This window comes from Streptomyces sp. HUAS MS02, from assembly GCF_055702265.1.
The window spans coordinates 7,496,885-7,521,003 of the sequence record NZ_CM146747.1; the positions used below are offsets into that span (position 1 = coordinate 7,496,885).

Here is a 24,119-nt window from a genome sequence, read left to right on the forward strand (position 1 = left end):
AACGGCAGCGGGGCAAGGTACGCAGGCAGGACCAGGTAGGAAAGAAGGCTGAAGTCCGAGATGAACGCAGAAAGCCGTACCAGGCTCAACCAGACGCCCGAGTGGACCGCGCTGGCCGAGCACCGGGAGCAGCAGGGCGACGTCCAGCTGCGCGAGCTGTTCGCGGCCGATCCGGGACGCGGCGCCGGGTACACACTGGAGGTCGGCGATCTGCACGTCGACTACTCCAAGCATCTGGTCACCGACGAGACACTGCGGCTGCTGCGCGAGCTGGCCGCCGCGACCGACGTGTTCGGGCTGCGGGACGCCATGTTCCGCGGCGAGAAGATCAACACCACCGAGGACCGTGCCGTCCTGCACACCGCGCTGCGCGCCCCGCGCGACGCGGTGATCGAGGTCGACGGCGAGAACGTGGTGCCCGGTGTGCACGCCGTGCTCGACAAGATGGCCGGCTTCGCCGAGCGCATCCGCTCCGGTGAGTGGACCGGCCACACGGGCAGGCGCATCAAGAACGTCGTCAACATCGGGATCGGCGGCTCCGACCTCGGCCCGGCGATGGCGTACGAGGTGCTGCGCTCCTACACCGACCGCGATCTGACGGTCCGTTTCGTGTCCAACGTGGACGGGGCCGATCTGCACGAGGCGGTGCGGGACCTGGACGCCGCGGAGACGCTGTTCATCATCGCCTCCAAGACGTTCACCACGATCGAGACGATCACCAACGCGACCTCCGCGCGCGACTGGCTGCTCACCGAGCTGAAGGCCGGCCCCGAGGCCGTCGCCAAGCACTTCGTGGCGCTCTCGACCAACGCCCAGAAGGTGTCGGACTTCGGTATCGACACGGCCAACATGTTCGAGTTCTGGGACTGGGTCGGCGGGCGGTACTCCTACGACTCGGCGATCGGGCTGTCCCTGATGATCGCGATCGGTCCCGACCGCTTCCGGGAGATGCTCGACGGGTTCCACCTCGTCGACGAGCACTTCCGCACGGCACCCGCCGAGTCCAATGTGCCGCTGCTGCTGGGCCTGTTGGGGATCTGGTACGGCAACTTCCACGACGCCCAGTCGCACGCCGTGCTGCCGTACAGCCACTACCTGTCCAAGTTCACGGCCTACCTCCAGCAGCTGGACATGGAGTCCAACGGCAAGTACGTGGGCCGGGACGGGGTGCCGGTGGAGTGGCAGACCGGGCCGGTGGTCTGGGGCACGCCGGGGACGAACGGGCAGCACGCGTACTACCAGTTGATCCACCAGGGCACGAAGCTGATCCCGGCGGACTTCATCGGATTCGCCGAGCCGGTCGGTGAGCTCAGCGACCCGCTCAAGGCCCAGCACGACCTCCTGATGGCCAACTTCTTCGCGCAGACCCAGGCGCTGGCCTTCGGCAAGACGCCGGAGGAGGTGCGGGCGGAGGGCGTGCCGGAGGAACTGGTGCCGCACAAGACGTTCAAGGGCAACCACCCGACGACCACGATCCTGGCCAAGGAGCTGACCCCGTCGGTCCTCGGCCAGCTCATCGCGCTGTACGAGCACAAGGTGTTCGTCCAGGGTGCCGTCTGGAACATCGACTCCTTCGACCAGTGGGGTGTCGAGCTGGGCAAGGTCCTCGCCAAGCGCGTCGAGCCGGCGCTCACGGAAGGCGCCGAGGTGCCGGGTCTGGACGAGTCCACGAAGGCCCTGGTCGCCAAGTACCGGGCGCTGCGCGGGCGGAGCTAGCGGGATGTGGGGTGGGGAAACGGGCGGCCGCGCGACGTCCGCTTCCCCACCCGGTTCCGGTGGGCCTCAGTGGCCCATGCCGGCGCCCCCGTCGACCGGGATCACGGCGCCGCGTACGTAACCCGCGCCGGCCAGGAAGGCCACCGCGTCGGCGACCTCCTCCGGGGTGCCCAGGCGCCCTGCGGGGGTGGTGCTCAGCAGTGCGCGGCGCTGTTCCGGGGTGAGGGCGCGGCTCATGTCCGTGTCCGTGAGCCCCGGGGCGACGACGTTGCAGGTGATGTCCCGGGGACCGAGCTCCCGCGTGAGGGAGCGGGCGAAGCCGACGAGGCCGGCCTTCGCCGCCGCGTAGTTGGTCTGGCCCGGCGAACCGTTCAGGGCGGCCGTGGACGAGATCAGCACGATCCGGCCGTGGCCCACCCGCAGCATGCCGCGCACCGCCCGCTGCGTGACCCGGAAGGCCCCGGTGAGGTCGGTGTCGACGACGGAGGTGAAGTCCTCCTCGGACATCCGCAGCAGCAGCCGGTCCCGGGCGGCGCCCGCGTTGGCGACCAGGACGGTGACCGGGCCGTGGGCCGTCTCGGCCTCCTTGAACGCCTGGTCGATCCCGCCGCCGTCGGTCACGTCGCACCGTATGGAGAGGAAGCCCTCGGAGGCGGGCGGCGCGTCGTTGCGGTAGGTCACCGTCACCCGGTCCCCGGCCCCGGCGAAGCGGCGGGCTATGGCGAGTCCGATGCCTCTGTTGCCACCGGTGACGAAGACCGAGCGGGGGGTGGGCCGTGTCATGGAATGCTCCCTTCTGGTATGTGCGGGGGCTCAGGTTCGTCGGTGTACGTGGCTCGGGTTCGTCGGTGTACGTGCGGAGCTCAGGTGTGTCGTCGGGGGTGGCCCGGCGGGGAGCGCAGGCCCGCCACCGCCACCGCGCAGCCGACGAGGGCGAGGGCGGCGACGGAGAGCGTTGCCGCGTACATGGCGTCGAGGAAGGCGCGGTCGGCCGTGGTCGCCAGGGAGGGCAGGTTCAGGGAGTCGGCCAGGGAGCGGGCGGCCTCGGCGGAGGTGCGGGCCTGTTCCTCGGCGGCGGGCGACAGGCCCTGGGTGGGGGAGGGCAGTTCTGCGTCGGCCATCCGGTGCCGGTAGACCGCCGAGAGGATCGAGCCGGCCATGGCCACGCCCAGGGTGCCGCCCACCTGCCGGGTGACGCTGTTGACGGCGGAAGCGGCGCCGGCGAGCTGGGGCGGCACCCCGCGCATCATCACGGCCGTGACCGGGGTACCGACCAGACCCATGCCGAAGCCCTGGATCCACAGCAGTGCGGCGACGCACCAGAGCGGGGTCCGCCCGTCGAGCCAGGCGTACGCGACATAGGTGACGGCGGTGGCCAGGACCCCGGCGGCGACGGTCCAGCGGGCCGACAGCCGACGGCTCAGCGCCGGAGAGGCCTGGCTGCCCAGGACGATGCCGATCGCGGCGGCGATCATGACCGTCCCGGCGTCGGCGGGGGAGAGGCCCCGGGGGCCCTGGAGATAGAAGGCCGCGTAGAACAGGTGACCGGCCAGCGCCATGAAGGCGATCAGCAGGACCACGCTGCCGGCCGTGAAGCCGGGCTGCCGGAACAGCCGCAGATCCAGGCTGGGCGTCGCGGACCTGCGCTGACCGGCGACGAAGACGGTCAGCACCACACCGCCCAGCACCAGGGGCAGCAGCACGTGCGGGCCGTACCAGGCGCTGCCGCCGCCGAGTTCGATGATGCCGTAGACCACCCCGCCCAGGCCGAGCACCGACAGGACGAGACCGGGCAGGTCGAGCACACGGCGTCGGGAGCCGCCCAGGTCGGGGACGACGGCCAGGACCGCCGGCAGGCACAGGGCGACGATCGGCACGTTGACCAGGAACACCGAGCCCCACCAGAAGTGGCTGAGCAGTGCCCCGCCCACGACCGGGCCGATGGCCACGCCGAGACCGCTCGACGAGCTCCAGATCGCGATCGCCCGGGTGCGTTTCTCCTCCGGGGTGCTCTGCACGATGACCGTCAGCGTCGCCGGCATCAACAGGCCGCTGCCCGCGCCCATGAAGGCGCGGGCCACGATCAGCCACGCCGGGCTGTCCACGAACGCGCCCGCACCGGAGGCCACGCCGATCAGCGCGAGCCCGGCGAGCAGGGTGTTCCGGGGGCCGAAACGGTCCGCGAGCGCGCCGCCCGCGAAGAGGGTGCAGGCGACGACCAGGGTGTAGGCACTCGCCACCCACTCCAGTTCGCCGGGGGTGGCGCCCAGGCCGGCCACCGGGTCGGCGAGGGTGGTGACGGCCACGTTGAGGATCGAGGTGTCCAGCCAGATCAGCATCTGCGCGCAGACCACGACCACGAGGACCGGCCAGGAGCGGGTGGGTGGGGCGTCCTGCGGGGTCCCGGTCGTCCGGCTCACGGTGCTCACAGGGTTCCTCCGCCGGTCGTCTCGTGGTCGCGCACGTCGTCGTATCTGCGCAGGGCGCGGTCGATCAGGGCGTCGGCCGCGCCGGTGTAGCGGGCCGGGTCGAGCAGTTCCGCCAGGTGGGCGGAGGGCAACCGGGCGGACAGCTCGGGGTCGGCGATCAGCAGTTCGCTCAGGGGCCGGCCGGTGTCGGCGGCCTCGGCCGACGCGGCGGTCAGCAGCTTCTTCGCGCGGGCCTTGCCGAGCGCCGGGGCCAGGGCCACGGCCAGCCGTTCGGCGACGATGGCACCTCCGGTCAGATCGAGGTTGGCCCGCATGCGCTCCGGGTGGACGACCAGGCCCTCCGCCAGCTCGACGGCGGTGTGCGCGGCCCCGCCCGCCAGCCGCAACGCCTCCCGCAGCGGCTGCCATTCGGCGTGCCACGCCCCGGCGGGCCGTTCGTCCTCGGCGAGCAGACACTGCGCCAGCACGAGCGCGTGCGCGGGTACCTGCCGGGCGGCCGACACGATCAGGGTGGCCAGCGCGGGATTCCGCTTCTGCGGCATGGCCGAGGAGGCCCCGCGTCCGGCCGCCGCCGGCTCTGACAGCTCACCGATCTCGGTACGGGACAGCGTCTGCACGTCCAGCGCGAACTTCCCGAGCGCCCCGGTGACGAGCTGCAGCACGGCCCCGAGCTCGGCGACGGGGGTGCGGACGGTGTGCCAGGGGAGGGTGGGTTCGGCGAGGCCCAGAGCCGAGGAGAAGGGGCCCAGCAGCTCCAGACCGCCCGCGTCGGGGGTGCGATCGGCCCTCGCGGGCCCGCGGCCGTCCCTCTCCCGGCGGCCCGCGCGGTCCACCACCGCGTACTCCCGGTACGCGGCCAACGTCCCACCCGCTCCGCCCAGTTGAGCCGGAAGCCCGGACGCCACCGTCCGCACCCGTACCGCCGCGTCGACCACCAGCTCCAGCCACCCCGCGGCCTTCAGCCCGAAGGTCGTCGGCACGGCGTGCTGGGCCAGGGTGCGCCCGGCGAGGACGGTGTGCCGATGAGCGTCGGCCAGTGCGGCGAAGGCCGCGGCGACACGAGACAGGTCCCCGCCGATCAGCCCGAGGACCCGGCGGGCGATCACCATCGCCGCCGAGTCCAGGATGTCCTGACTCGTGGACCCCCGGTGCACATACTCCGCGGCGCCCGGATCCTGCGCGGCGACGACCTCGGTGAACGCGGTCACCAGCGCGACCACCGGATTGGCGGCGGCCCGGGCGGCACGGGCCAGGGCGGGCAGGTCGAGCCGTTCCACCCGGGCCGCCGAGGCGATCGTCTCCACCACGGCCGCCGGTGTCAGCCCGACCGCGTGCTGGGCGCGGGCCAGCGCCACCTCGGCGTCCAGCATGGCCTGCAGCCACGCCTCGTCGGTCACCTCCGCCGCGGCGGGCGTACCGGCCCAGGTGGGGGCGAGCAGGCCCGCGTCGGTGCCCACGGACATCGCGTTCACGCTCCTCGACTCCCTCCACCTGCTGTCCGGCCTGCCGCCGGGGCGAGCCCGAGCGCCGCCCGGGCGATCGCGTCCGCGTCCTCCAGCGTCACCGAGCCCACGCCGGGCCTGATGCCGACCGCCGTCACCCAGCGCACGCCCTCCACCGGCACCCCGAAGGCATACCGGCGCGGATGCGGTCGGCCCCCGGCGTCCACGAGCCGGGGCGGGCCGTCGGTCACCGCCAGCCCGCCGGGCTCGTACCCCGCGTCGCCGCCGAGCCGGTACGGCGCGCACGCACCGGCCCGGAACAGCGCCCGCAGCAGCGGGTCGGTGCTGCGCCGCAGATCGACGGCGGGCAGCCGCGCCTCGATCAACGCGGCGACCCGGACCGGGGGTTCGTCCACCAGCTCCGCGTCCACCAGGAAGCAGCCCGGGCCGGGGCCGCCTCCGTCGGAACCGGGTCCGTCGGAACCAGGTCCGTCAGGGCCGGGTCCCTCGGGACCGGGTTCACCGGGACCGCCGTCGGACGACCAGGCCCGGACGCGGATGCCCGGGCCCAGCACGTGCAGCACGTCCGCCTCGATCAGCGCGATCAGCTGCTCGATCCGGAAGGCGGGCGGGCCGATCGAGGTGAAGGCGTTCAACGGGGTGTACCAGTCGTCGAGTTCGGCGCGGTACGAGTCGCCGGAGACCCCACCGTGGTCGACGACGAGCCGGATCTCGTTGCGGAGGTCCCGCAGTGCGTCCAGCGCGGCCTTCAGCGGACCGCTCACATTGCCCAGGCGGGCCTCGGCGACATCCCGGCGCAGATGGTCCAGCAGCCACTGCCGGAAGTCGGCCCGGTCGCTGAACATCCGCTCGCCGTAGGGCTGTTCGATCCGCGCCCAGTCCCACCGCTCGTCGGCCGGGACGCCGTGCTCGTCGAGCAGAGCCGCCTCCGCGCCCTCGTCACCCGGGGCCGCGAGGTACGACCGTACGAACGCCGCGGCCGCCTCCGGCCCCCGGGTGGCGCGGATGCGGGCCTCGTGGTGGACGGTCCGTACCTCGCGGTCGACGAGGGGCCAGAGGGCGTCGCGGAAGCCGAGGGGGTGGCCGGCGGTCACGCGGTGCCGTAGCTCCGCGATGACGTCCGGCGTCAGGAAGCGCGGCTCGTGGCGGCCGAGGGCGCCCTTCTCGTTCTCGCCCCGGGCGTGGTACGGGACGCCACGCCGCGAACCGGCGTACAGGACGGGCTCGTTGCCGCTCGGCAGATAGACGAGACCGGACTCGCCCTCCTTGAACGTGCCGCCGCGACCCTCGGTGAGCAGGGCCAGGCAGTCGAAGAAGTTCAGGCCCAGGCCGCGCAGGGCGACCGGGGTGCCCGGGGCGATGCCGCTCAGGTCGATGTCGGCCGGATTGGCGGGGGCCACGTAGGTGAGGCCGTGGCGGTCGGCGAAGGAGCGCAGCGCGCGTTCCTCCGGCGACGGGGTCAGGGTGCCGTGGCCGAGGGCCAGCACCACGCCGGACAGTCCGGTCAGCCGTTCGCCGTTCGCCAGGGTCACCGTCTGCGGCCCGTCCGGGATGTCCTCGCCGAGGCCGATCGCGGTGGTCCGGTGCGTGTGGACGGTGACATGGGCGGGAGCCGTGCGTAACAGGTGGCTGAGGACCCACTCCAGGTAGTGGCCGTGGAACGCGCGGGTCGGATAGGTGTCCGGGCCGAGCCGTCGGGCCTCGACCAGGACGCGGGCCGGGAGATCGTGGCCGACGCCCCCGTCCCGGACCGCGCACGCCCACTCGTACAGGCTGGGGCCCGGCACCGTCGGCCCCGCGCAGTCCACGCTCGCGTCGGTGAACAGGGTCACCTGGGAGGCGACCGTGTTCATCAGCAGTTCGCCCGGCTGGTCCGTCCGCCAGACCGCGCCCGCGCCCGGCGGGTACGGGTCCACGAGGTGCACCTCGACCGGCCGGACCATCCCCCCGGCGTTGGCACAGATCCGCTCCAGCACGGACAGCCCCCGGGGGCCGGCACCGACCACACAGACGGTGAGGGGGCCGTCGGGGCCGGGGCCGGGGGCGCCGGGCGGTGCGGCGGCCGTGTCGGTCCCGCCGGGCAGGGGCGTGTCGGGTGCGGCGGTCTCGTCGGGGCCGGTCATTCCTGACCCAGTCCGTCGCGCCAGCTCGGTCTGGCCGGCTTCCAGCCGAGCGCCGTGCGGGCCCGGTCGTTGGCGGCGCCGTGCGCCGAGGTGAGCTGGTGGGCCATGAACCAGCCGAGGAGACGGGGCGCGAGGGCCGCGGGGACCGTGCGCGGGGAGGGCGCGGCGAGCATCCGGGCGAGGTGGGGCAGCCACTGCGCGGCCGGCGCCGGATCGGCGTCCGTCACATGGAACACCCCGCTCGCGTCGGCCTCGACGGCCGTCACCGCTGCCCCCACGGCGTCCTCGACGTGCAGGAACGACATGATCCCCGCCCCGCTGCCCGGCAGCGGCAGCCGCCCGGCCCGAACGGAGTGCGCGGTCGCGCCGGTACGGGCGTACGCGGTGCGGGGGCCGTACAGCGTGCCGTAGCGCAGCACCACGCCCTCCAGGCCGTTGTCCCGGTCCGTCACCCGCTGTTCCAGCTCGGCGACGGCCCGCACGGTCGAGGCCCAGCCGGGGTCGGGGGCGTCCACGTACAAGGGCGCGTCCTCGTCGAGGACCGGGTCCCCGGCCGGGGCGGCGGCGAACGCGATGGACTGGGCGACCAGTCGGCGTGCGCCGGCCGCGCGGGCCGCCTCGACCAGATGGGCGGTGCCCTCGGTGCGCAGCCGGGCGGTGAGGGCGAAGGCCCCCGGCGGGTCGTCGCGCAGCAGCCGCAGCGCCGTCATCTGGTGGACGACGACCTCGGGCCGGGCGGCCGACACCGCCGCCAGCACGGCCTCACGGTCCAGGGCGTCGGCGACCACCACCTCGTCCGCCTCCGGGACCCGGTCCCTGGACCTCTGCCGGACCAGTGCGCTCACCTGGTGGCCCCGGGCCCGTAACGCGCCCACCAGCGGATGGCCGACCACTCCGGTGGCCCCGGCGACGAGTACACGCATGCCTCAGCCCTCCGAACCGGGTGCGACGGGAGCGGCGACGCGCATCAGCAGACGGCACGCCGCGTCGCCGTTCCGCAGACAGCTCTCGGCCCTGTTCTCCGTGAGGGTCACGCCGAGCCCCTCGGACCAGCCGGCGTGGACGGCCGTGCACGGGCAGCGGTAGCCCTCCAGGGAACCGGCCATCCGGACCATCGTGATCGCGAAGTTCCGCTTCAGCGTCAGCACGATCAGGTCGTCGTCCTCGACCTCGGTGGCGGCGTTGCGCAGCTCCGGCGGGAACATCCGGTCGCCGCAGTCGTCGTAGCGGCGGCGCAGCTCCTCCAGGTCCTTGCGGACGTCACCGGTGTCGGGGAGCGGCCCGTACAGCCGGGCGACCCGCTGCCCGACGTGCAGGGCGACCTTCCCCATCGCCTCCGCGTTGATCTCGTTCGCGGCCTCCTGCCCGAACCGCGCGGCCACGCCCTGGTACCAGTTGGCGTCGTGCTGCCACCACAGCCGGTACGCCTCGCTCGCGCGGGCGCGGTGGTTGACTCCGTCGCCGCCGGCCGCGCCCCCGGTCGCTGTCGTCGTCGTGCTCATGCGTGCTGCTCCTCGGCGGCGACGGTGTCGGCCATGTCGGCGGCCAACCGGTCGCGCATCACTCGTTTGAGAACCTTGCCGGTGGCCCCCTTGGCCACGTCGTCGGGCTTCATCCGCAGGGCCCGGGACACGGGCGGGAAACCGGCCTCCGTCAGCACGGAGTTGACGCGCCCGGTCCACTCCTCGTCACCGGTGTCGCCGTTCTCCTCGGCCGGCTGGAGCAGCACATACGCCTCGGCCTCCCCGTCTCCGTCCCAGTCCGCGCGGACGCCGTCCGGGGCGACCGCGACCACCGTGCAGTCGGCGAGGCCCGGCAGCTCGGCCAGGAGGAGTTCCTCGGTGCGGGTGCTGAAGACGATCCCCGCGCGGGTGCGGATGGCGTCCGGGGCCCGGTCGAGGTGGTAGAAGTTGCCCGCCTCGTCCTGGCGGGCGAGGTCCCCGGTGAGCCAGTAGCCGCCGAGCCGCATCCGGTTCCAGGTGAGCGAGTCGTTCCAGTAACCGGGAGTCAGGGTGGGCGACTTGAGGCCCAGGCGGCCGATCTGCCCGGGTGGCAGCGGGGTGCCGTCCTCGGCGAGCACGGCGGCTTCGGCGAAGCTGATCGGCTTGCCGACGCAGCGGGAGTAGGCGGAGGTGTCCTTGGTGTGCCGGTTGTGGAAGACCGAGTAGCCGGCCTCCGACGAACCGAGCCCGTCCACGAAGACCGAGCCCTCGACCCGGACACGGCTCAGGTCGCGCCGGATCTCGATCCGGCTCCCGTGCCGGACGAGCGCCCGGATGTGCGCCTCGTGCGCCGCGTCCCCGGTGTTGAACCACACCTGCACGCTGGACAGATCACGTGCCGTCAGATCCTCCGCCGCCATCTCGCCGAAGGTCCCGGCGAAGGCCAGCACGGTCGTCGGCCGGAACTCCTCGATCGCGTCGAGGACGTCCGCGCCCCGCTGGCTGGAGAGCAGCCTGATGTCCGTGCGCAGCAGCAGGCAGTACAGCAGCGTCGCCACCATCGCGTTGTGCGCGCCCGGCAGCCCGACCAGCGTGCGTTCCATGTCGGCGCCGGTCGAGAACCGCAGCCGGTGCAACTGGGCGTACATCAACGTCCGGTGGGTGTGCGGCACCCCCTTCGGCAGACCGGTCGTGCCGGAGGAGTGGGAGATCAGAACGGGGTCGGTCGGATCGTGCCGGTACGGGTACGCCGGCGGCAGCGACGCGCGGTGCTCCGGCCGGATCAGGTCGGCGGTCGCGTGGAAGCCGAGAACCGACTCGCCCCCGGCCAGCACCTCCCGGTGCGCCTCGTCCGTGAAGGCGCCCACCGCGCCCTGGCGGCGGACGTACTCCCGGGCGATCTCCGGCGACAGGTTGCCGTTGACGAACGACGGGATCGCGCCGAGCGAGGTCAGCGCCAGGAAGTTCACCGCGAACTCGGCGGCCGAGAAGGAATGGATGGCCACCGGGTCGCGGGGGCGTACACCGTGGGCCGCGTACCAGCCCGCGTAGGTCTCCACCACCTCGTACAACTGCCCGAGTGTCAGCACCTCGGGCCGGCTGCCGTCCGGTGCGCGCCAGGTGCCGTCGGTGCGCAACACCGGCTCGTCGAGCGGGCGTTCGTACGCCCGCAGCCGGTGCAGGACGTTGCCGGCGCCGAGTTCCGGGTCGGAGCAGATCCGCGCCCGCTCCTGCCTACTGATGAGCATGGGTCTCCGTCTCGTCTCGATCGCCGTCCCGCAGGAGCCGACGATGGGCGGCGGCCAGGTCGAACAGGCCTTGCACGCTGCCGGTGTGCGGAGCCGCCGCCGGGTGTTCCCCGGCGTACGTCTCCGTCGGCACGGTGGTGATGGGGGCGCCGGAACCGGGGCGGCCGAGCAGGACGGCCGCGGCCACGGCGGCGGAGGCGGGCAGGTCCGGGACCGGGCGGCCGTGGTCCGCGGACAGCTCCCGGTGCACGGCGGCCCATCGCTCGCCGCCGCCCAGTTCCACGCCCACCACCAGGACCCGGTCCAGCTCCGGGTCCTCCAGGAGGAGGTCGGCCATGGCCAGCAGCTCGGTCACCGGGTCGTCGAGCGTGGACAGGCTGAACATCTGCCCGGTGATCCCGAACTCCCGGCTGAGGTGCCCCAGCACGGAGTTGGCGGTGGCCTGCATGAACAGCAGCGGGTTGTGCACCCGGCCCGAGACCACCCGCCGGCTCGCGAGATCGGCCGTGGTGGTGTCGCCCATCAGGCTCGCCAGCGCGACGGCCGTACGGGAGCCTGCCCCGCTCTCGGCCTCGCCCGAGCGGGAGGTGTCCCCACCGGGCCGTTCGGTCAGGCACCGCGCGGCGACCTCGTACACCAGTGGGCTGAACGCCGACTCCACGAACCCGGGCAGGCGCGGCAGCGGGATGTCGCCGTCCCGCCCGGTGCCATGGGTCGCGGTGGCGGCGGCCAGGACCCCGAGCGCCGGACGCGACGCCGTCACGTCGGCCGCCGGGGTCTCGGTCCGGTCGGCAGCCCGGGTCTCGGCTTTCCTTTCCAGGTCCGTCTTCGTCACGGTCGCTCCAGGACGAGTGCGGTGTTGGCGCCCCCGAAGGCGGCGTTGATGGTGAGGGCCCGGCGGAGGTCGGCCCCGCGGGGGCTGTTCGGGACGTAGTCCAGGTCGCACTCCGGGTCCGCCCGCGTGAAGTTGGCGGTCGGCGGCAGCACGCCCTCCGTCAGGGCCAGCATCGTGATCACGAACTCCACGACTCCGGCGGCCTCCAGGAGATGGCCCGTGGTGCTCTTGGTGGAGCTGACCGGGATCGACTCCGCTCGCTTCCCGAGGGCGGCGCGCAGCCCCCGGGTCTCGGCGCCGTCGTTGTACTTGGTGCCGGTGCCGTGGGCGTTGACATAGCCGAGGCTCGCCCCGTCGGGGTCCCCGGCCAGCCGCAGGGCCTGGCGGGTCGCGTGGGCCAGGCCGACGCCGTCCGGGTGCGGCTGGGCGATGTGGTGGGCGTCGGTCGCCGCACCCCAGCCGACCACGTTCGCGAGCGGCAGTGCCGCGCGCCGCCGCGCGTGCTCGGCGGACTCCAGCACGACCGCCGCGACCCCGTCGCCGAGCAGCAGTCCTGTGCGGTCGGCGCTGAACGGCCGCACCGTACCGTCGCGCGACAGCGCCCGCCCGGAGTCGAACTTCCCGAACGTCTCCTCCTCCACCAGATAGCCGCCGGCGCACACCGCCACGTCGATCCGCCCGCTGGAGATCAGCCGGCAGGCATGGATGATCGCGGCGGCGGAGGCCACACAGGCGTTGGTGAAGGTGAGCCGGGGCCCGGTCAGCCCGAGGCCCCCGGCCAGCGACTCGGCGAGATGGGCGGGGACGGCGTCCGCGAGCCGGGCTGCCGCCGCGTCGGCCGACGCCACGGCGAGCCCCGCCGCCCCGACGGATCCGGCTCCGGCGCTGGCGACGGATCCGGCTCCGGAGAGGCCGCGCTCCGGGGCGGTGCCGGTGAGCCCGGCGGCTCGGGTCGAGTCCCGGCCCGTACTGATGCGCCCCGGGGCTCGGATCGCGTCTCGGCCCGTGTCGGTGCCGTCGTTCTCATCGGTCCCCGCTCCCGCTGCCCCCGCTGCCGCCGTCTCCCGCCAGTACCGCGTGATGCTCGTGCAGTCGCCCGCGATGCCCAGCAGGACCGCCGCCTCGGTGCCCCTCGGGAGGCCCGCCATGTCGAGGGCCTCCGCGCCGCATCGGGCGAGGGCGGGACGCAGCGCCCAGTGCTCCGTCCCGTCGGGGCCGTCGGGGGCGGCGCCGGCCATCGGGGTGCGGTAGGGGCCGGTGTCGAACCGGGTGGTGGGGGCGAAGGAGGGGACACCGGCGAAGACACCGCGCCGCAGGGCGTCCGGCCCCGTGCCGAAGGCGGTGCGCACGCCGAACCCGGTCACCGTCACCTCACCGGCCAACGCGCTCACCCCCGTCCGCCGCCTCCGGCGTTCCCGCCGCGCCCAGGAACTCGGTGAGCCGCCGGAGCGAGGTCAGGTCGGCGATGTCCTCGTCGCCGGGCTCCACGACCAGGCCGTACCGTTCCTCCACCACATGCAGCAGCCACACCAACCCCAGCGAGTCCAGGACCAGTTCGGCGTCCTCGTCGAGATCGTCCGGGACACCGGGGAAGATCTTGCGGTCGGACAGCAGCTCCCGGACGAGCCCGGTGGTGAGGACGGTCGGGCCGACGGCGGCCGACGGGGACGCGCCCCGCGCGGCCGCTTCCGTGACGGACGACGTGGTGGTCTCCGCGTTCATGCCTTCGCCCCGCGCCCGACGACCTCGGCGACGAGCCCGCCGAGGGTCAGCGAGGCCAGCGGCTCGATGTCGGTGTCCGGGATCTCCACGCCGAACCGCGATTCCAGCCGCAGCGTCAGCTCGATGAGACTCAGGGAGTCAAGCTCCAGACCGCCGACGGTCACCGGACTCTCGTCGGTGATGCCGTCCCGGCTCAGCAGGATGTTCATCTCGTCGATGACCGTGGTCAGGACGAACTCGCGGATCTCGTTGTCCAGGGTGGACGTGCTCATGATCGCCATCTCCAGGAAGAATGTCGTGAGAAGGTCGTGCGAAAAGTCATCGGGGCTGTGCGCCCGGGGCTGTCTGCCGAGCCGTCACACGCCGCCGCCCGCCGCCGCCTGGAGCGTCGCCGCCCGGCGGACCAGCTTCCCGTTCGACGTGCGGGGCAGGTTCTCCAGCAGCCGGATCACCCGGGGCAGCTTGTAGTCGGCCAGCCGCTCCCGGCACCAGCGCAGCAGCTCCTCCGCCGACGGACTCCCCGCCCCGGCGGCGAGGGCCACGTACGCCTCGGTGACGTCCTCGTGGACCAGGACCGCCTGCTCGACGGCCGGGTGCGCGCGCAGCACGTGCTCGACCTCGGTGAGGTCGACCTTGAGGCCGCCGATGACGACGAGGGAGTCGGCGCGGCCGCCCACGGTGACCGTTCCGTCGGGGCCGACCGTCGCCCGGTCACGGGTGTGCAGCCAGCCGTCGGTGTACTGCGTGCCGCCGGAGTCGAAGAGGTACGGCGACTCGGCGAGCGCGACGTCCAGTTCGCCCTTGTGCGCGCGGACCACCACCCCCGGCGCGGGCCGGCCCACGGAGGGCCGCAGCGTGCCGCCGACGTCGATGGCGACGATGCCGGTCTCGGTGGTGCCGTAGGCCTCACCGACCGTGACGCCGTACCGTTCGGCGAACCGCGCGGCGACCTCGGGAGGCATCAGCTCACCGCCGGAGACGGCCGTCCGCAGCGCGGGCAGCGCGGGCGGATCGAGGGCGGACGCGAGCAGTTCGTAGTGCATCGGCACCCCGAACAGGGCGGTGATCCGGTGGTCGAGAGAGGTCCGCAGGATGTCGCGGGCCGAGACCCGGGGCGCGAAGACGACGGAGACCCCGGCCGCCAGCGCGTGCAGCAGCCCGCCGACCAGCCCGAAGCTGTGCGCGGTGGAGCTGAGCAGCAGCAGCCGGTCGCCCTCGACCGGCATCCCGGCAACCGCCGCGAACGACTCCAGCTCGGCGGCGATCGACCCGGCGCTCCGGCCGATCACCTTCGGCCGCCCGGTCGACCCCGAGCTGAACTGGACCAGCCGGTGCCCGCCGTCGGCCGCCCGCCCCGCCCTGCGGCACTCGGTGGCGACCTCGTACTCGGACCGGAAGCCGAACGCCGCCCGGACGTTGGCGCCGGCCCGGACCATGAACTGCGGCCGGCAGACGGCGCACAGCGCGTCGACCTCGGCGGGCTTCAGCCGGAAGTCGAACAGCATCACCTGCGCGCCCAGCCGCCACAGCGCGAGCAGGACCTCGACCTGGGTGAAACTGGGCGGGGTCCGCAGCCCCACCGTGCTGCCGGGGCCGATGTCGTAACCGGCGAACACGGCGGCCTGCTTGGCCACCCGCTCCCGTAACTCCCCGCGGGTGACGGTCTCCCGCTGGTGCGTCAGATAGGGCAGACCGTCGTCCCGCGCGTCGAACAGCCGCTGGACCAGGGCACCCATCCCGTCCTCGCCGGCCGCGGCCGCCACGAGCTCGCCCATGGGGTCTCAGACCTCCTTGCAGAACTCGCCGATGGGCAGGCCCACATGGCGCTTGTCCTGGGCCAGATACCCGAGCAGCTCGTCGCCGGTCCGCAGCTCGGTGACGTTGAGGACCTTGCCGCCCGGCCCGAGGACCCGGACATGCCAGTCGTCCTGCACGGTGAGGCTCACCAGCCGCCCGTCCTCCGCGTGGGTGCGGATCTCCAGCAGCGGCCGGGACTCCAGCTTGGCCCGCCCGACCACCACGCGCCGGGTGCGGCCGTCGGCGCCGACCGCCAGCAGGGCGCTGCCGGAACCGACCTCGCTGAGGTAGTTGGTGCGGTTGTCGGGACCCAGCGTGTACGAGTGCAGGGCACCGGCGTTGACCCGGAAGGGCCGGGTCGGCATGTACGGCAGCGGGTGGGTCTCGCTGCAGCAGAGCACGAACCCGGAGGAGTACGAGCCGACCAGGATGCCCTCGTCCTCCTCGAAGTGCGAGCAGGTGTCGACGCAGACCCGGTCGCCGAGCCCGACGTGCCGGATGCTCTCGACGGTGAGCGTGGACAGCTCCAGCTGCGGGGTGGTCGCCTCCAGCAGCCGGGCCAGCGCGAACACGTCGTCCGCGCTCCGGGGGGTGAACAGGATGCCGTCCGAACCGCGTTCGAGGACGTCGAAGACGATGGCCGCCTCCTCCAGGTCCCCGACGACGGTCACCAGCTTCCCCTCGGCCGACTCGGCCGCCGCGAGCACGATCTCCAACGGGATCTTCGTCGGATCGGCGAAGTGGATCACCGTGTACGGCAGTGCCATCGCGCCCACGCACGACAGCTGGAGGGTGCGGTCGTCCCGTACGTCGACGAAGCCGGCGACCGGGGTGCCGCTCGCGCCCCGGTTCTCCGCGGCGAGGGCGTCCAGCTCGTCCTGGACGGTGAACTTCCGCAGCAGGAGGTCGACTCCGGCGCCGGCGGGGGTCTTGTCCGCGGACTTGGCGTCGGCCGCGGCCTTCGCCTCCTTGTCGCCCCTGTCGCCCTTGTCGGCGGGCTTCTTCGCGGGAACGGCGGCCGGGGCTCCGCCCGCCAGCACCCGGGTCACCGTCGGCGGCAGCGTCCCCAGCAGCTCGGCGTCGGCGGAGACCACCCCCGCCATCCGGGCGTGGACGGCCGCGTCCACCACCGCCTGGAGCTGCGGACGGGGGACTTCACGGAGATCGATCCACGCGAACCTCATGCGACACCTGCCACGATCGTCGAGTAGGGGGAAGGGGTCGTGCCTGTATGTGCCATGCTCATGCCATCCATAGGGTCCGTGTCGCCGTGCCCCTCCCCGTGCACCACGGCGGCGAGCCGGGACACCAGGGAGGCGGGGGAGGCGGAGGAGAAGACGCGGCGGCCGACGGCCAGACCGCGGCAGCCGGCGGCCATCACGGCGGTGCCGTACTCGATGAGGTCGGAGCCGTCGGGCGGGCCGCCGGCGGCGAGAACGGGGATGGGGCTGTGGGCCACCACCTCGGCCATCCGGTCGAGCGGCAGGGCCACCGAGGTCTTCACCATGTCGGCGCCCAGGTCGGCGGCGACGTTCACGATGTGCGCGAGGAGCGCGGGATCGTGCGGATTCTCGATCCGGGGACCCCGGGGGTAGACCATCGCGATCAGCGGCATGCCCCAGGTGTCGCAGGATCGGGCCACCGCGCCCAGGTCCGCGAGCTGACGCCCCTCGGTGTCCGAGCCGATGTTCACATGGACGCTGACCGCGTCGGCGCCGAGGGCCACCGCCTCCTCCACGTCGCCGACCAGCACCTTGGCGTCGACGTCGGCGGAGCAGGCCGTGCTGGCGCTCAGATGCACCACCAGCGCGCAGTCCCTGAGGAGGGCGGGGTCGAGGGTGCGGGCCCGCCCTTTGTGGACGACGATCCCGTCGGCGCCGCCGGCCACCAGGGCCTTCAACAGCTCTTCCCACTGACCCGCAGGAGCGACCGGACCGTCCGAGACACTGTGGTCGAGCGGTATCAGCAAATGCCGGTCGTCGCCGGCCAGGGAAAGTCTTCTCCAACGTAATGGCTTGCCACTTTTCAGCATGGGAAAAGCCTTCCGCTCCATGTCCGAAAAACGATGGTCGTAGAACTTTCAAGTTCTGCCGGGCGACAGCATTCCCTGCGTGATCGGCCGTTGGCAAGGCGTGACCGTCGGCAAATTTTTATGCGTCCTTCCGCATGAATATTGACAGTGATCTGACAGGAGTTACGGGCTTGACGGGCCCCAAGGGTGCTGTTCGTGACGTATTTTGACGATCTGTCAGCACGCATAGCGGGATCACAAGTTTAAATGGGCGTTGTCCCGTGTAATCGACGCGTATTCCGCCTTCGAAAGAATTCGACGAAGTCGGCGGGCGTTCTTTCCCGGGGTTCCTTGTGGGATTCGAATTTCCCGGCCTAGGGTGACAGCCGCACTCCGGTTCGTGTTTCATGCGTGGCCGTCCCCCATCTGGGCCCGGACCATTCGTCTCCGGGCGTACCGGAAGTGAGCCCCCATGCCCGAATCCCCGTCCAGGACCGTCGCCGAGGCCGCGGCCCCCAGCCCCGCCGCCTTACCCGCCTCCCCGTCGGCCGGGTCGAGCAAGCCGTCCCGGGTCGCCGCCGCGAGTCTCATCGGCACGACCATCGAGTACTACGACTTCGCCGTCTACGGCACGGCCTCCGCGCTCGTCCTCGGCCCCGCGTTCTTCCCCTCCGGCAACCCGACCGTCTCCACCCTCGCCGCGTTCCTCACCTTCGCCGCGGCCTTCCTGTCCCGCCCCCTCGGCGTCGTGCTGTTCGGCACGATCGGCGACCGGCTGGGCCGACGGCGCGCCCTGGTCGCCTCCCTCCTGCTCATGGGCGTCGCGACGGTCGGCGTCGGCCTGCTCCCGACCTACGAGACCGCCGGACTCCTCGCCCCCGTCCTCCTGGTGACCCTCCGTCTGCTGCAGGGCGTCAGCATGGGCGGCGAGTGGGGCGGCGCGGTCCTGCTGGCCGCCGAGCACGCCCCGCCCGGCCGGCGGGCCCTGTACGCCGCCGTCCCGAACGTCGGCCCCTCCCTCGGGTTCCTGCTCTCCAGCGCCGTCATCCTCCCGACCCTGAACATCGTGGGCCGCGACGGCTTCGCCGACTGGGCCTGGCGGGTGCCGTTCCTGCTCAGCGCGGTGCTCGTGGTGGTCGGGCTGTGGGTGCGCTCGACGGTGTCGGAGTCGCCGGTCTTCCAGGGACGGTCCTCGGCGGGAACGTCCGCGGGGTCGTCGGGGTCCCCGGCGGCACCGGTGTCACGCTTCCCGCTCGGCACGCTCGTCACGCGCCACCCCGGGCGGCTGCTGCTCGGCACCGGCGCGGCGATCGGCGGGTCCGCCGTCTACTACCTGACGATCGTCTACAGCCTGTCCTACGGGCCGAAGTCGCTCGGCATCCCGCAGAACACGATGCTCACCGCGGCGAGTGTGGGGGCGGCGGCGGGGATCGCGATCACCCTGCCCGTCGCCCGGCTGGCCGACCAGGTCGGGCGCCGTCCGCTGATGCTGGCGGGCGCGGCCGGGTCCGTCGTGTGGGCCGTGCCGATGTACGGGTCGCTCAGCACGGGCAACGCGTTCTTGATCACCGGTGCGTACACGGTGGGTCTCGGGCTGCTCGCCCTGATGTTCTCGCCGATGGCGGCGTTCCTGGCGGAGCTGTTCCCGGCATGGCTGCGCTACACCGGGGCGTCGGCGGCGTTCATCCTGGCCAACACGCTCGGGGGCGGGTTCGCTCCGCTCGTGGCGACGTGGCTGAACAGTCAGTGGTCGTCGCCGTTGGTGCTGGGGTTCTACTCGGGTGGGCTGTGCCTGGTCAGTCTGGTGTGCGTGGTGGCGCTGCCGGAAACCCGTGAGGACGACTTCACCTCCTGAGACTCGCGGCTCCGCCCCGGACCCCGTTCGCGCGGTTCCCCGCGCCCCTGTCAGGGGCGCGGGGAACCGCGCGAGAAGCCCCACCGGACCCGCGGACGAACCACACGCGAGCGGGGCCGAAGGGGCGCAGCCCCTGGAGATGGGAACGGGTAGGGGGCGGCGGGGGCGAGAGCCGACCCCTTACGGCGAGGCCGGCGGATACAGCGAGCGTGGCAGGCGGGACGCCGCCGCCGCGTCGAGCAGCCACAGCGTCCGTGCCCTCCCGCTCGCCCCGGCCGCCGGCGCCTGGATCTCCCCGGCTCCGGACAGCGCGATCGCCGCCGCCCCGGCCTTGTCCTCCCCGGCCGCGAGCAACCACACCTCACGCGCCGCCCGGATCGCCGGCAGCGTCAGCGTGACCCGCGTCGGCGGCGGCTTCGGCGCTCCGCGCACCCCCACCACCGTCCGCTCGGTCTCCCGCACGGCGGGCAGCTCGGGGAAGAGCGAGGCCACATGGGTGTCCGGCCCGACCCCCAGCATCAGCACGTCGAACGTCGGCACCGACCCGTGGTTCTCCGGCCCCGCCGCCCGCGCCAGCTCCTCGGCGTACGCCGAGGCCGCCGCGTCCACATCGGCACCCCACGGCCCGTCCGAAGCCGGCATGGCGTGCACCCGCTTGGGGTCCAGCGGCACCGAGTCCAGCAGCGCCTGACGGGCCTGGGTGACATTGCGCTCGGCGTCGCCCTCGGGCAGGAACCGCTCGTCGCCCCACCACAGGTCCAGCCGGCCCCAGTCGATCGCGTCCCGGGCGGGCGCCGCCGCCAGCGCGGCGAGCAGGCCGTTGCCGTTGCGGCCACCCGTGAGGACGACCGAGGCGTAGCCGCGCGAGGCCTGCGCGTCGACGACCTTGGTGATCAGCCGGGCCGCCGCGGCCTGCGCCATCAGCTCCTTGTCGCGGTGCACGACCAACTGCGGGGTGCTCATGACGTGGTCGCCTTCTTCACGGGTGGCATCTGCGCCGGAGTGGGCCGTTCGGAGTCACCGTCACCGTCACCGGCGGACCCGGTCGATCCCTCCGTCCCCGAAGGGGTGGACGACGGAGCGGCCGGCGGCAGCGCCGCGGCAGCCCGCGCCGCGGAAGCGGCCGACGCGACGGCCGCACCCAGCCCGGGACCCGAGCCGGAGACGGCACCCGGGACGGACGCCGAGACATCCCCGGGCCGGCCGGCCGAGGCCACCGACCCGGAACCCTGCGCCCCGGCACCCTCGGAAGCCGTGCTCACAGAGGCAGTCCCGCCAGCGGCACCACGCGCCACCCCACCGGAGGCAGCGCCCCCAGCCGTGGCCCCGGCACCCGCGGACCCTGAGCCCACGGATCCCGCCGCGGTCGCCGCCGACGACGCGCTGCCCGGCGCAGTGCTCAGCCCGCCGCCCAGCCGGTCCACCCCGAACCGCAGGGCCGACGCGTACGTGTCGTCGGGGTCGAGCCTGCGCAGCTCCTCCGCCAGCAGCTCGGAGGTCTCGCGGCGCTTCAGCGCCACGGCCCGGTCCGGCTGGCCCTCCAGCGTGAGCAGCGCCAGCCCGCCGTTCGGCCGGTAGAGCCGGATGGGGCCGGTGCTGGTCAGCATCCGCACCTCGTTGAGGCCGGGCCCGGCCGACACCCCACGCCGTACGTGCACATGGAGCCGGTCCGCCAGCCACATGGCCAGCAGTTCCACGCTCGGGTTGTACTGCTCGCCCTGCACCTCCGCGGAGATGACCTCGCAGTCCACCTGGTCGAGCGCGGCGGCCAGCATGGAGCGCCAGGGGGTGATCCGGGTCCAGGCCAGGTCCGTGTCGCCGGGCTCGTAGTTCTCCGCGCGGGCCCGCAGCTCGTCGATCGGCTTCTCCGCGGCGTAGCTGTCGGTGACCCGGCGCTGGCCGAGCGCGCCCAGCGGGTCGCGGGCCGGGTCGAGCGGCGCGTTGACCGGCCACCAGACGACGACCGGCGCGTCCGGCAGCAGCAGCGGGAGCACGACCGACTGGGCGTGGTCCGCGACCTCGCCGTAGAGCCGCAGCACGACCGTGTCACCGGTGCCGGCGTCCGCGCCCACCCGTACCTCGGCGTCGAGCCGGGACTTCGTACGGTCGCGCGGCGAGCGGGAGACGCGCTTGATCACCACGATCGTGCGCGAGGGGTGCTCGCGGGAGGCGTCGTTGGCGGACTTGAGCGCGTCGTACGCGTTCTCCTCGTCCGTCACGATGACCAGCGTCAGCACCATGCCGACCGCCGGGGTGCCTATCGCCCGGCGGGCTTTCACCAGCGCCTTGTTGATCTTGCTGGCCGTGGTGTCCGTGAGGTCTGTCTTCATGGCCGGCGCCAGCTCCGTCCGTCTCGCTCGAGCATCTCGTCCGCCTCGACGGGACCCCAGGTGCCCGCCTGGTACTGCGCGGGCCTGCCGTGCTTGTCCCAGTACTCCTCGATCGGGTCGAGGATCTTCCAGGACAGCTCGACCTCCTCGGTGCGCGGGAAGAGGTTCGAGTCGCCCAGGAGGACGTCGAGGATCAGACGCTCGTACGCCTCGGGCGAGGACTCCGTGAAGGACTCGCCGTAGGCGAAGTCCATCGACACGTCCCGGATCTCCATCGAGGTGCCCGGCACCTTCGAACCGAAGCGGACCGTGACACCCTCGTCCGGCTGGACGCGGATGACGATCGCGTTCTGGCCCAGCTCCTCGGTGGCGGTGGAGTCGAAGGGGGAGTGCGGGGCGCGCTGGAAGACCACCGCGATCTCGGTGACCCGACGGCCCAGCCGCTTGCCGGTGCGCAGGTAGAAGGGGACGCCCGCCCAGCGGCGGTTGTCGACCTCGACCTTGATCGCCGCGTAGGTGTCGGTCTTCGACTTGCGGTCGATGCCGTCCTCTTCGAGGTAGCCGATGACCTTCTCGCCGCCCTGCCAGCCGGCCGCGTACTGCGCGAACACGGTGTCCCGGCCCAGGTCCTTCGGCAGCCGCACCGCGCCCAGCACCTTGGTCTTCTCGGCGGCGAGCGCGTCCGCGTCGAAGGAGGCGGGCTCCTCCATCGCGGTCAGCGCCATCAGCTGCAGCAGGTGGTTCTGGATGACGTCACGGGCCGCGCCGATGCCGTCGTAGTAGCCCGCACGGCCGCCGATGCCGATGTCCTCGGCCATCGTGATCTGCACATGGTCGACGAAGGACCGGTTCCAGATCGGCTCGAACATCGTGTTGGCGAAGCGCAGCGCCAGGATGTTCTGGACGGTCTCCTTGCCCAGGTAGTGGTCGATGCGGAAGACCTGGTCCGGGGCGAAGACCTCCGCCACGGTCGCGTTGAGGTCCTCGGCGGACGCCAGGTCGTGGCCGAACGGCTTCTCGATGACCGCGCGCCGCCAGGACCCGCCCGACTGGTCCGCCAGCCCGTGCTTCTTCAGCTGCTGGATGACGACCGGGAACGCGGACGGCGGAACGGAGAGGTAGAAGGCGAAGTTGCCCCCGGTGCCCTGGGCCTTGTCCAGTTCCTCGATGGTGTCGCGCAGGCGCTCGAAGGACTCGTCGTCGTCGAAGGTGCCCTGGACGAACCGCATGCCCTGGATGAGCTGCTGCCAGACCTCCTCGCGAAAGGGCGTCCGAGCGTGCTCCTTGACCGCGTCGTGCACCTCCTGCGCGAAGTCCTCGTGAGCCCATTCCCGGCGCGCGAAGCCGACGAGCGAGAAGCCCGGCGGCAGCAGTCCGCGGTTGGCGAGGTCGTACACGGCAGGCATCAGCTTTTTACGTGACAAATCGCCTGTGACGCCGAAGATGACCAGGCCCGACGGCCCCGCGATACGCGGGAGCCGTCGGTCCGCGGCGTCACGCAGCGGATTGCTGCTCGACAAGGTGTTCAGCCCTCCGAGGGTGCGAGGCGCTGCAGCTCCGCCTCGGTCGACTTGAGCAGGTCGTTCCAGGACGCCTCGAACTTCTCGACGCCCTCGTCCTCCAGCAGCTGCACGACCTCGTCGTACGAGATCCCGAGCTTCTCGACCGCGTCCAGCTCGGCACGCGACTGCTCGTACGTACCCGCGATCGTGTTGCCGCGGATCTCACCGCTCGCCGCGGTGGCCTCCAGCGTGGCCTCCGGCATGGTGTTCACCGTGTTCGGCGCGACCAGCTCGTCGACGTACAGCGTGCTCTTGTACGCCGGGTCCTTGACGCCGGTCGAGGCCCACAGCGGACGCTGCTTGTTGGCGCCCGCGCTCTCCAGGGCCGCCCAGCGGCCGTCCGAGAAGACCTCCTCGTACGCCTGGTAGGCGAGTCGGGCGTTGGCGACGCCGGCCTTGCCGCGCGCGGCCTTGGCCTCGTCGGTGCCGAGCGCGTCGAGGCGCTTGTCGATCTCGGTGTCCACCCGGGACACGAAGAACGACGCCACCGAGTGGATCTTCGACAGGTCCAGGCCGCGCTCCTTGGCCTTCTCCAGACCGGCCAGGTAGGCGTCCATGACCGCGCGGTAGCGCTCCAGCGAGAAGATCAGCGTGACGTTGACGCTGATGCCGAGACCGATGGTCTCGGTGATCGCGGGCAGGCCCGCCTTCGTCGCGGGGATCTTGATCAGGGTGTTCGGACGGTCCACCAGCCACGCCAGCTGCTTGGCCTCGGCGACCGTCGCCTTGGTGTTGTGCGCCAGGCGCGGGTCGACCTCGATGGAGACCCGGCCGTCCTGGCCGCCGGTCGCGTCGAAGACCGGGCGCAGGATGTCGGCGGCGTCACGGACGTCCGCCGTCGTGATCATGCGGATGGCCTCTTCGACGGTGACCTTGCGGGCGGCGAGGTCGGAGACCTGCTGCTCGTAGCCGTCACCGCTGCTGATCGCCTTCTGGAAGATCGACGGGTTGGTGGTGACGCCCACGACGTGCTGCTGGTCGAGCAGCTCGGCGAGGTTGCCGGACGTGATGCGCTTGCGCGACAGGTCGTCCAGCCAGATCGCCACGCCTTCCTCGGAGAGGCGCTTGAGTGCGTCTGTCATGGAA

Annotated in this window: 19 protein-coding genes and 1 pseudogene; 2 read left to right on the top strand and 18 right to left on the bottom strand. The window is 72.7% G+C overall.

Features of this window, described 5'->3' with window-relative positions; genetic code table 11:
* Window positions 1-60 precede the first annotated feature (60 nt).
* Window positions 61-1,716, top strand: coding sequence for a glucose-6-phosphate isomerase (gene pgi / locus ACZ9QC_RS32235; RefSeq protein ID WP_472916318.1), 1,656 nt, complete (start codon window positions 61-63; stop codon window positions 1,714-1,716).
* Window positions 1,717-1,782: 66 nt separating this feature from the next.
* Here pgi and fabG read toward each other — a convergent pair whose 3' ends face one another.
* The 14 genes from fabG to ACZ9QC_RS32305 all read right to left on the bottom strand — a co-directional run bounded on the left by fabG (window position 1,783) and on the right by ACZ9QC_RS32305 (window position 17,307).
* A complete protein-coding gene (gene fabG, locus ACZ9QC_RS32240) occupies window positions 1,783-2,499 on the bottom strand; it encodes a 3-oxoacyl-ACP reductase FabG (protein ID WP_472916319.1) in 717 nt (238 codons plus the stop codon).
* 80 nt (window positions 2,500-2,579) lie between these two features.
* Window positions 2,580-4,145, bottom strand: a complete 1,566-nt coding sequence (locus ACZ9QC_RS32245) for an MFS transporter (protein ID WP_472916320.1) — start codon at window positions 4,143-4,145, stop codon at window positions 2,580-2,582.
* A complete protein-coding gene (locus tag ACZ9QC_RS32250) occupies window positions 4,142-5,608 on the bottom strand; it encodes a nitrosuccinate lyase (protein ID WP_472921872.1) in 1,467 nt (488 codons plus the stop codon). The genes ACZ9QC_RS32245 and ACZ9QC_RS32250 overlap by 4 nt, the downstream gene beginning before the upstream one ends.
* A 5-nt stretch (window positions 5,609-5,613) precedes the next feature.
* Window positions 5,614-7,731 (bottom strand): FAD/NAD(P)-binding protein, encoded by a 2,118-nt coding sequence (locus ACZ9QC_RS32255; protein ID WP_472916321.1) that lies wholly within the window; start codon window positions 7,729-7,731, stop codon window positions 5,614-5,616.
* A complete protein-coding gene (locus tag ACZ9QC_RS32260; RefSeq protein WP_472916322.1) occupies window positions 7,728-8,654 on the bottom strand; it encodes an NAD-dependent epimerase/dehydratase family protein in 927 nt (308 codons plus the stop codon). The genes ACZ9QC_RS32255 and ACZ9QC_RS32260 overlap by 4 nt, the downstream gene beginning before the upstream one ends.
* Before the next feature lie 3 nt (window positions 8,655-8,657).
* Window positions 8,658-9,233 (bottom strand): hypothetical protein, encoded by a 576-nt coding sequence (locus tag ACZ9QC_RS32265; RefSeq protein WP_472916323.1) that lies wholly within the window; start codon window positions 9,231-9,233, stop codon window positions 8,658-8,660.
* Window positions 9,230-10,921 (bottom strand): class I adenylate-forming enzyme family protein, encoded by a 1,692-nt coding sequence (locus ACZ9QC_RS32270; RefSeq protein ID WP_472916324.1) that lies wholly within the window; start codon window positions 10,919-10,921, stop codon window positions 9,230-9,232. Before ACZ9QC_RS32270 ends, ACZ9QC_RS32265 begins: the two co-directional genes overlap by 4 nt.
* Entirely contained in the window at window positions 10,908-11,756 is an 849-nt protein-coding gene (locus ACZ9QC_RS32275) for a hypothetical protein (RefSeq protein ID WP_472916325.1), read from the bottom strand. Before ACZ9QC_RS32275 ends, ACZ9QC_RS32270 begins: the two co-directional genes overlap by 14 nt.
* Entirely contained in the window at window positions 11,753-13,138 is a 1,386-nt protein-coding gene (locus ACZ9QC_RS32280; protein WP_472921873.1) for a beta-ketoacyl-[acyl-carrier-protein] synthase family protein, read from the bottom strand. Before ACZ9QC_RS32280 ends, ACZ9QC_RS32275 begins: the two co-directional genes overlap by 4 nt.
* On the bottom strand, window positions 13,128-13,478 hold the full coding sequence (locus ACZ9QC_RS32285; protein WP_472916326.1) for an acyl carrier protein: 351 nt from the start codon (window positions 13,476-13,478) through the stop codon (window positions 13,128-13,130). The genes ACZ9QC_RS32280 and ACZ9QC_RS32285 overlap by 11 nt, the downstream gene beginning before the upstream one ends.
* Window positions 13,475-13,759: an acyl carrier protein gene (locus ACZ9QC_RS32290; RefSeq protein ID WP_177261679.1), complete on the bottom strand. Its 285-nt coding sequence runs from the start codon at window positions 13,757-13,759 to the stop codon at window positions 13,475-13,477. The genes ACZ9QC_RS32285 and ACZ9QC_RS32290 overlap by 4 nt, the downstream gene beginning before the upstream one ends.
* 75 nt (window positions 13,760-13,834) lie before the next feature.
* Window positions 13,835-15,253: a class I adenylate-forming enzyme family protein gene (locus tag ACZ9QC_RS32295; protein WP_472916327.1), complete on the bottom strand. Its 1,419-nt coding sequence runs from the start codon at window positions 15,251-15,253 to the stop codon at window positions 13,835-13,837.
* Window positions 15,254-15,259: 6 nt separating this feature from the next.
* Window positions 15,260-16,459 carry a 3-dehydroquinate synthase II family protein gene (locus ACZ9QC_RS32300; RefSeq protein WP_472916328.1) on the bottom strand — a complete coding sequence of 400 codons (1,200 nt, stop codon included), beginning with the start codon at window positions 16,457-16,459 and terminating at the stop codon, window positions 15,260-15,262.
* Window positions 16,456-17,307, bottom strand: a complete 852-nt coding sequence (locus tag ACZ9QC_RS32305; RefSeq protein ID WP_472916329.1) for a 2-amino-3,7-dideoxy-D-threo-hept-6-ulosonate synthase — start codon at window positions 17,305-17,307, stop codon at window positions 16,456-16,458. The genes ACZ9QC_RS32300 and ACZ9QC_RS32305 overlap by 4 nt, the downstream gene beginning before the upstream one ends.
* Before the next feature lie 451 nt (window positions 17,308-17,758).
* On the opposite strand from ACZ9QC_RS32305, the gene ACZ9QC_RS32310 reads away from it, so the two are divergent.
* Complete coding sequence (locus tag ACZ9QC_RS32310; protein WP_472916330.1) at window positions 17,759-19,141, top strand: MFS transporter; 1,383 nt, start codon at window positions 17,759-17,761, stop codon at window positions 19,139-19,141.
* A gap of 180 nt (window positions 19,142-19,321) precedes the next feature.
* Here ACZ9QC_RS32310 and pgl read toward each other — a convergent pair whose 3' ends face one another.
* The 4 genes and pseudogenes from pgl to tal all read right to left on the bottom strand — a co-directional run bounded on the left by pgl (window position 19,322) and on the right by tal (window position 24,115).
* Window positions 19,322-20,104 (bottom strand): 6-phosphogluconolactonase, encoded by a 783-nt coding sequence (gene pgl, locus ACZ9QC_RS32315; RefSeq protein WP_472916331.1) that lies wholly within the window; start codon window positions 20,102-20,104, stop codon window positions 19,322-19,324.
* Window positions 20,105-20,511: 407 nt separating this feature from the next.
* Window positions 20,512-21,471, bottom strand: a pseudogene (opcA, locus tag ACZ9QC_RS32320) (glucose-6-phosphate dehydrogenase assembly protein OpcA); the annotation flags it as partial.
* Window positions 21,468-23,000, bottom strand: coding sequence for a glucose-6-phosphate dehydrogenase (zwf, locus tag ACZ9QC_RS32325; protein ID WP_472921874.1), 1,533 nt, complete (start codon window positions 22,998-23,000; stop codon window positions 21,468-21,470). The pseudogene opcA and the gene zwf, both read right to left, overlap by 4 nt.
* Entirely contained in the window at window positions 22,997-24,115 is a 1,119-nt protein-coding gene (gene tal / locus ACZ9QC_RS32330; protein WP_472916332.1) for a transaldolase, read from the bottom strand. Before tal ends, zwf begins: the two co-directional genes overlap by 4 nt.
* Window positions 24,116-24,119: the final 4 nt, after the last annotated feature.

Excerpts from the sequence above, each read along its gene's own strand:
- pgi (WP_472916318.1), top strand. The coding sequence starts at position 61 with ATGAACGCAGAAAGCCGTACCAGGCTCAACCAGACGCCCGAGTGGACC.
- fabG (WP_472916319.1), bottom strand. The coding sequence starts at position 2,499 with ATGACACGGCCCACCCCCCGCTCGGTCTTCGTCACCGGTGGCAACAGA.
- ACZ9QC_RS32250 (WP_472921872.1), bottom strand. The coding sequence starts at position 5,608 with ATGTCCGTGGGCACCGACGCGGGCCTGCTCGCCCCCACCTGGGCCGGT.
- ACZ9QC_RS32255 (WP_472916321.1), bottom strand. The coding sequence starts at position 7,731 with ATGACCGGCCCCGACGAGACCGCCGCACCCGACACGCCCCTGCCCGGC.
- ACZ9QC_RS32260 (WP_472916322.1), bottom strand. The coding sequence starts at position 8,654 with ATGCGTGTACTCGTCGCCGGGGCCACCGGAGTGGTCGGCCATCCGCTG.
- ACZ9QC_RS32265 (WP_472916323.1), bottom strand. The coding sequence starts at position 9,233 with ATGAGCACGACGACGACAGCGACCGGGGGCGCGGCCGGCGGCGACGGA.
- ACZ9QC_RS32270 (WP_472916324.1), bottom strand. The coding sequence starts at position 10,921 with ATGCTCATCAGTAGGCAGGAGCGGGCGCGGATCTGCTCCGACCCGGAA.
- ACZ9QC_RS32285 (WP_472916326.1), bottom strand. The coding sequence starts at position 13,478 with ATGAACGCGGAGACCACCACGTCGTCCGTCACGGAAGCGGCCGCGCGG.
- ACZ9QC_RS32290 (WP_177261679.1), bottom strand. The coding sequence starts at position 13,759 with ATGGCGATCATGAGCACGTCCACCCTGGACAACGAGATCCGCGAGTTC.
- ACZ9QC_RS32295 (WP_472916327.1), bottom strand. The coding sequence starts at position 15,253 with ATGGGCGAGCTCGTGGCGGCCGCGGCCGGCGAGGACGGGATGGGTGCC.
- ACZ9QC_RS32300 (WP_472916328.1), bottom strand. The coding sequence starts at position 16,459 with ATGAGGTTCGCGTGGATCGATCTCCGTGAAGTCCCCCGTCCGCAGCTC.
- ACZ9QC_RS32305 (WP_472916329.1), bottom strand. The coding sequence starts at position 17,307 with ATGCTGAAAAGTGGCAAGCCATTACGTTGGAGAAGACTTTCCCTGGCC.
- ACZ9QC_RS32310 (WP_472916330.1), top strand. The coding sequence starts at position 17,759 with ATGCCCGAATCCCCGTCCAGGACCGTCGCCGAGGCCGCGGCCCCCAGC.
- pgl (WP_472916331.1), bottom strand. The coding sequence starts at position 20,104 with ATGAGCACCCCGCAGTTGGTCGTGCACCGCGACAAGGAGCTGATGGCG.
- tal (WP_472916332.1), bottom strand. The coding sequence starts at position 24,115 with ATGACAGACGCACTCAAGCGCCTCTCCGAGGAAGGCGTGGCGATCTGG.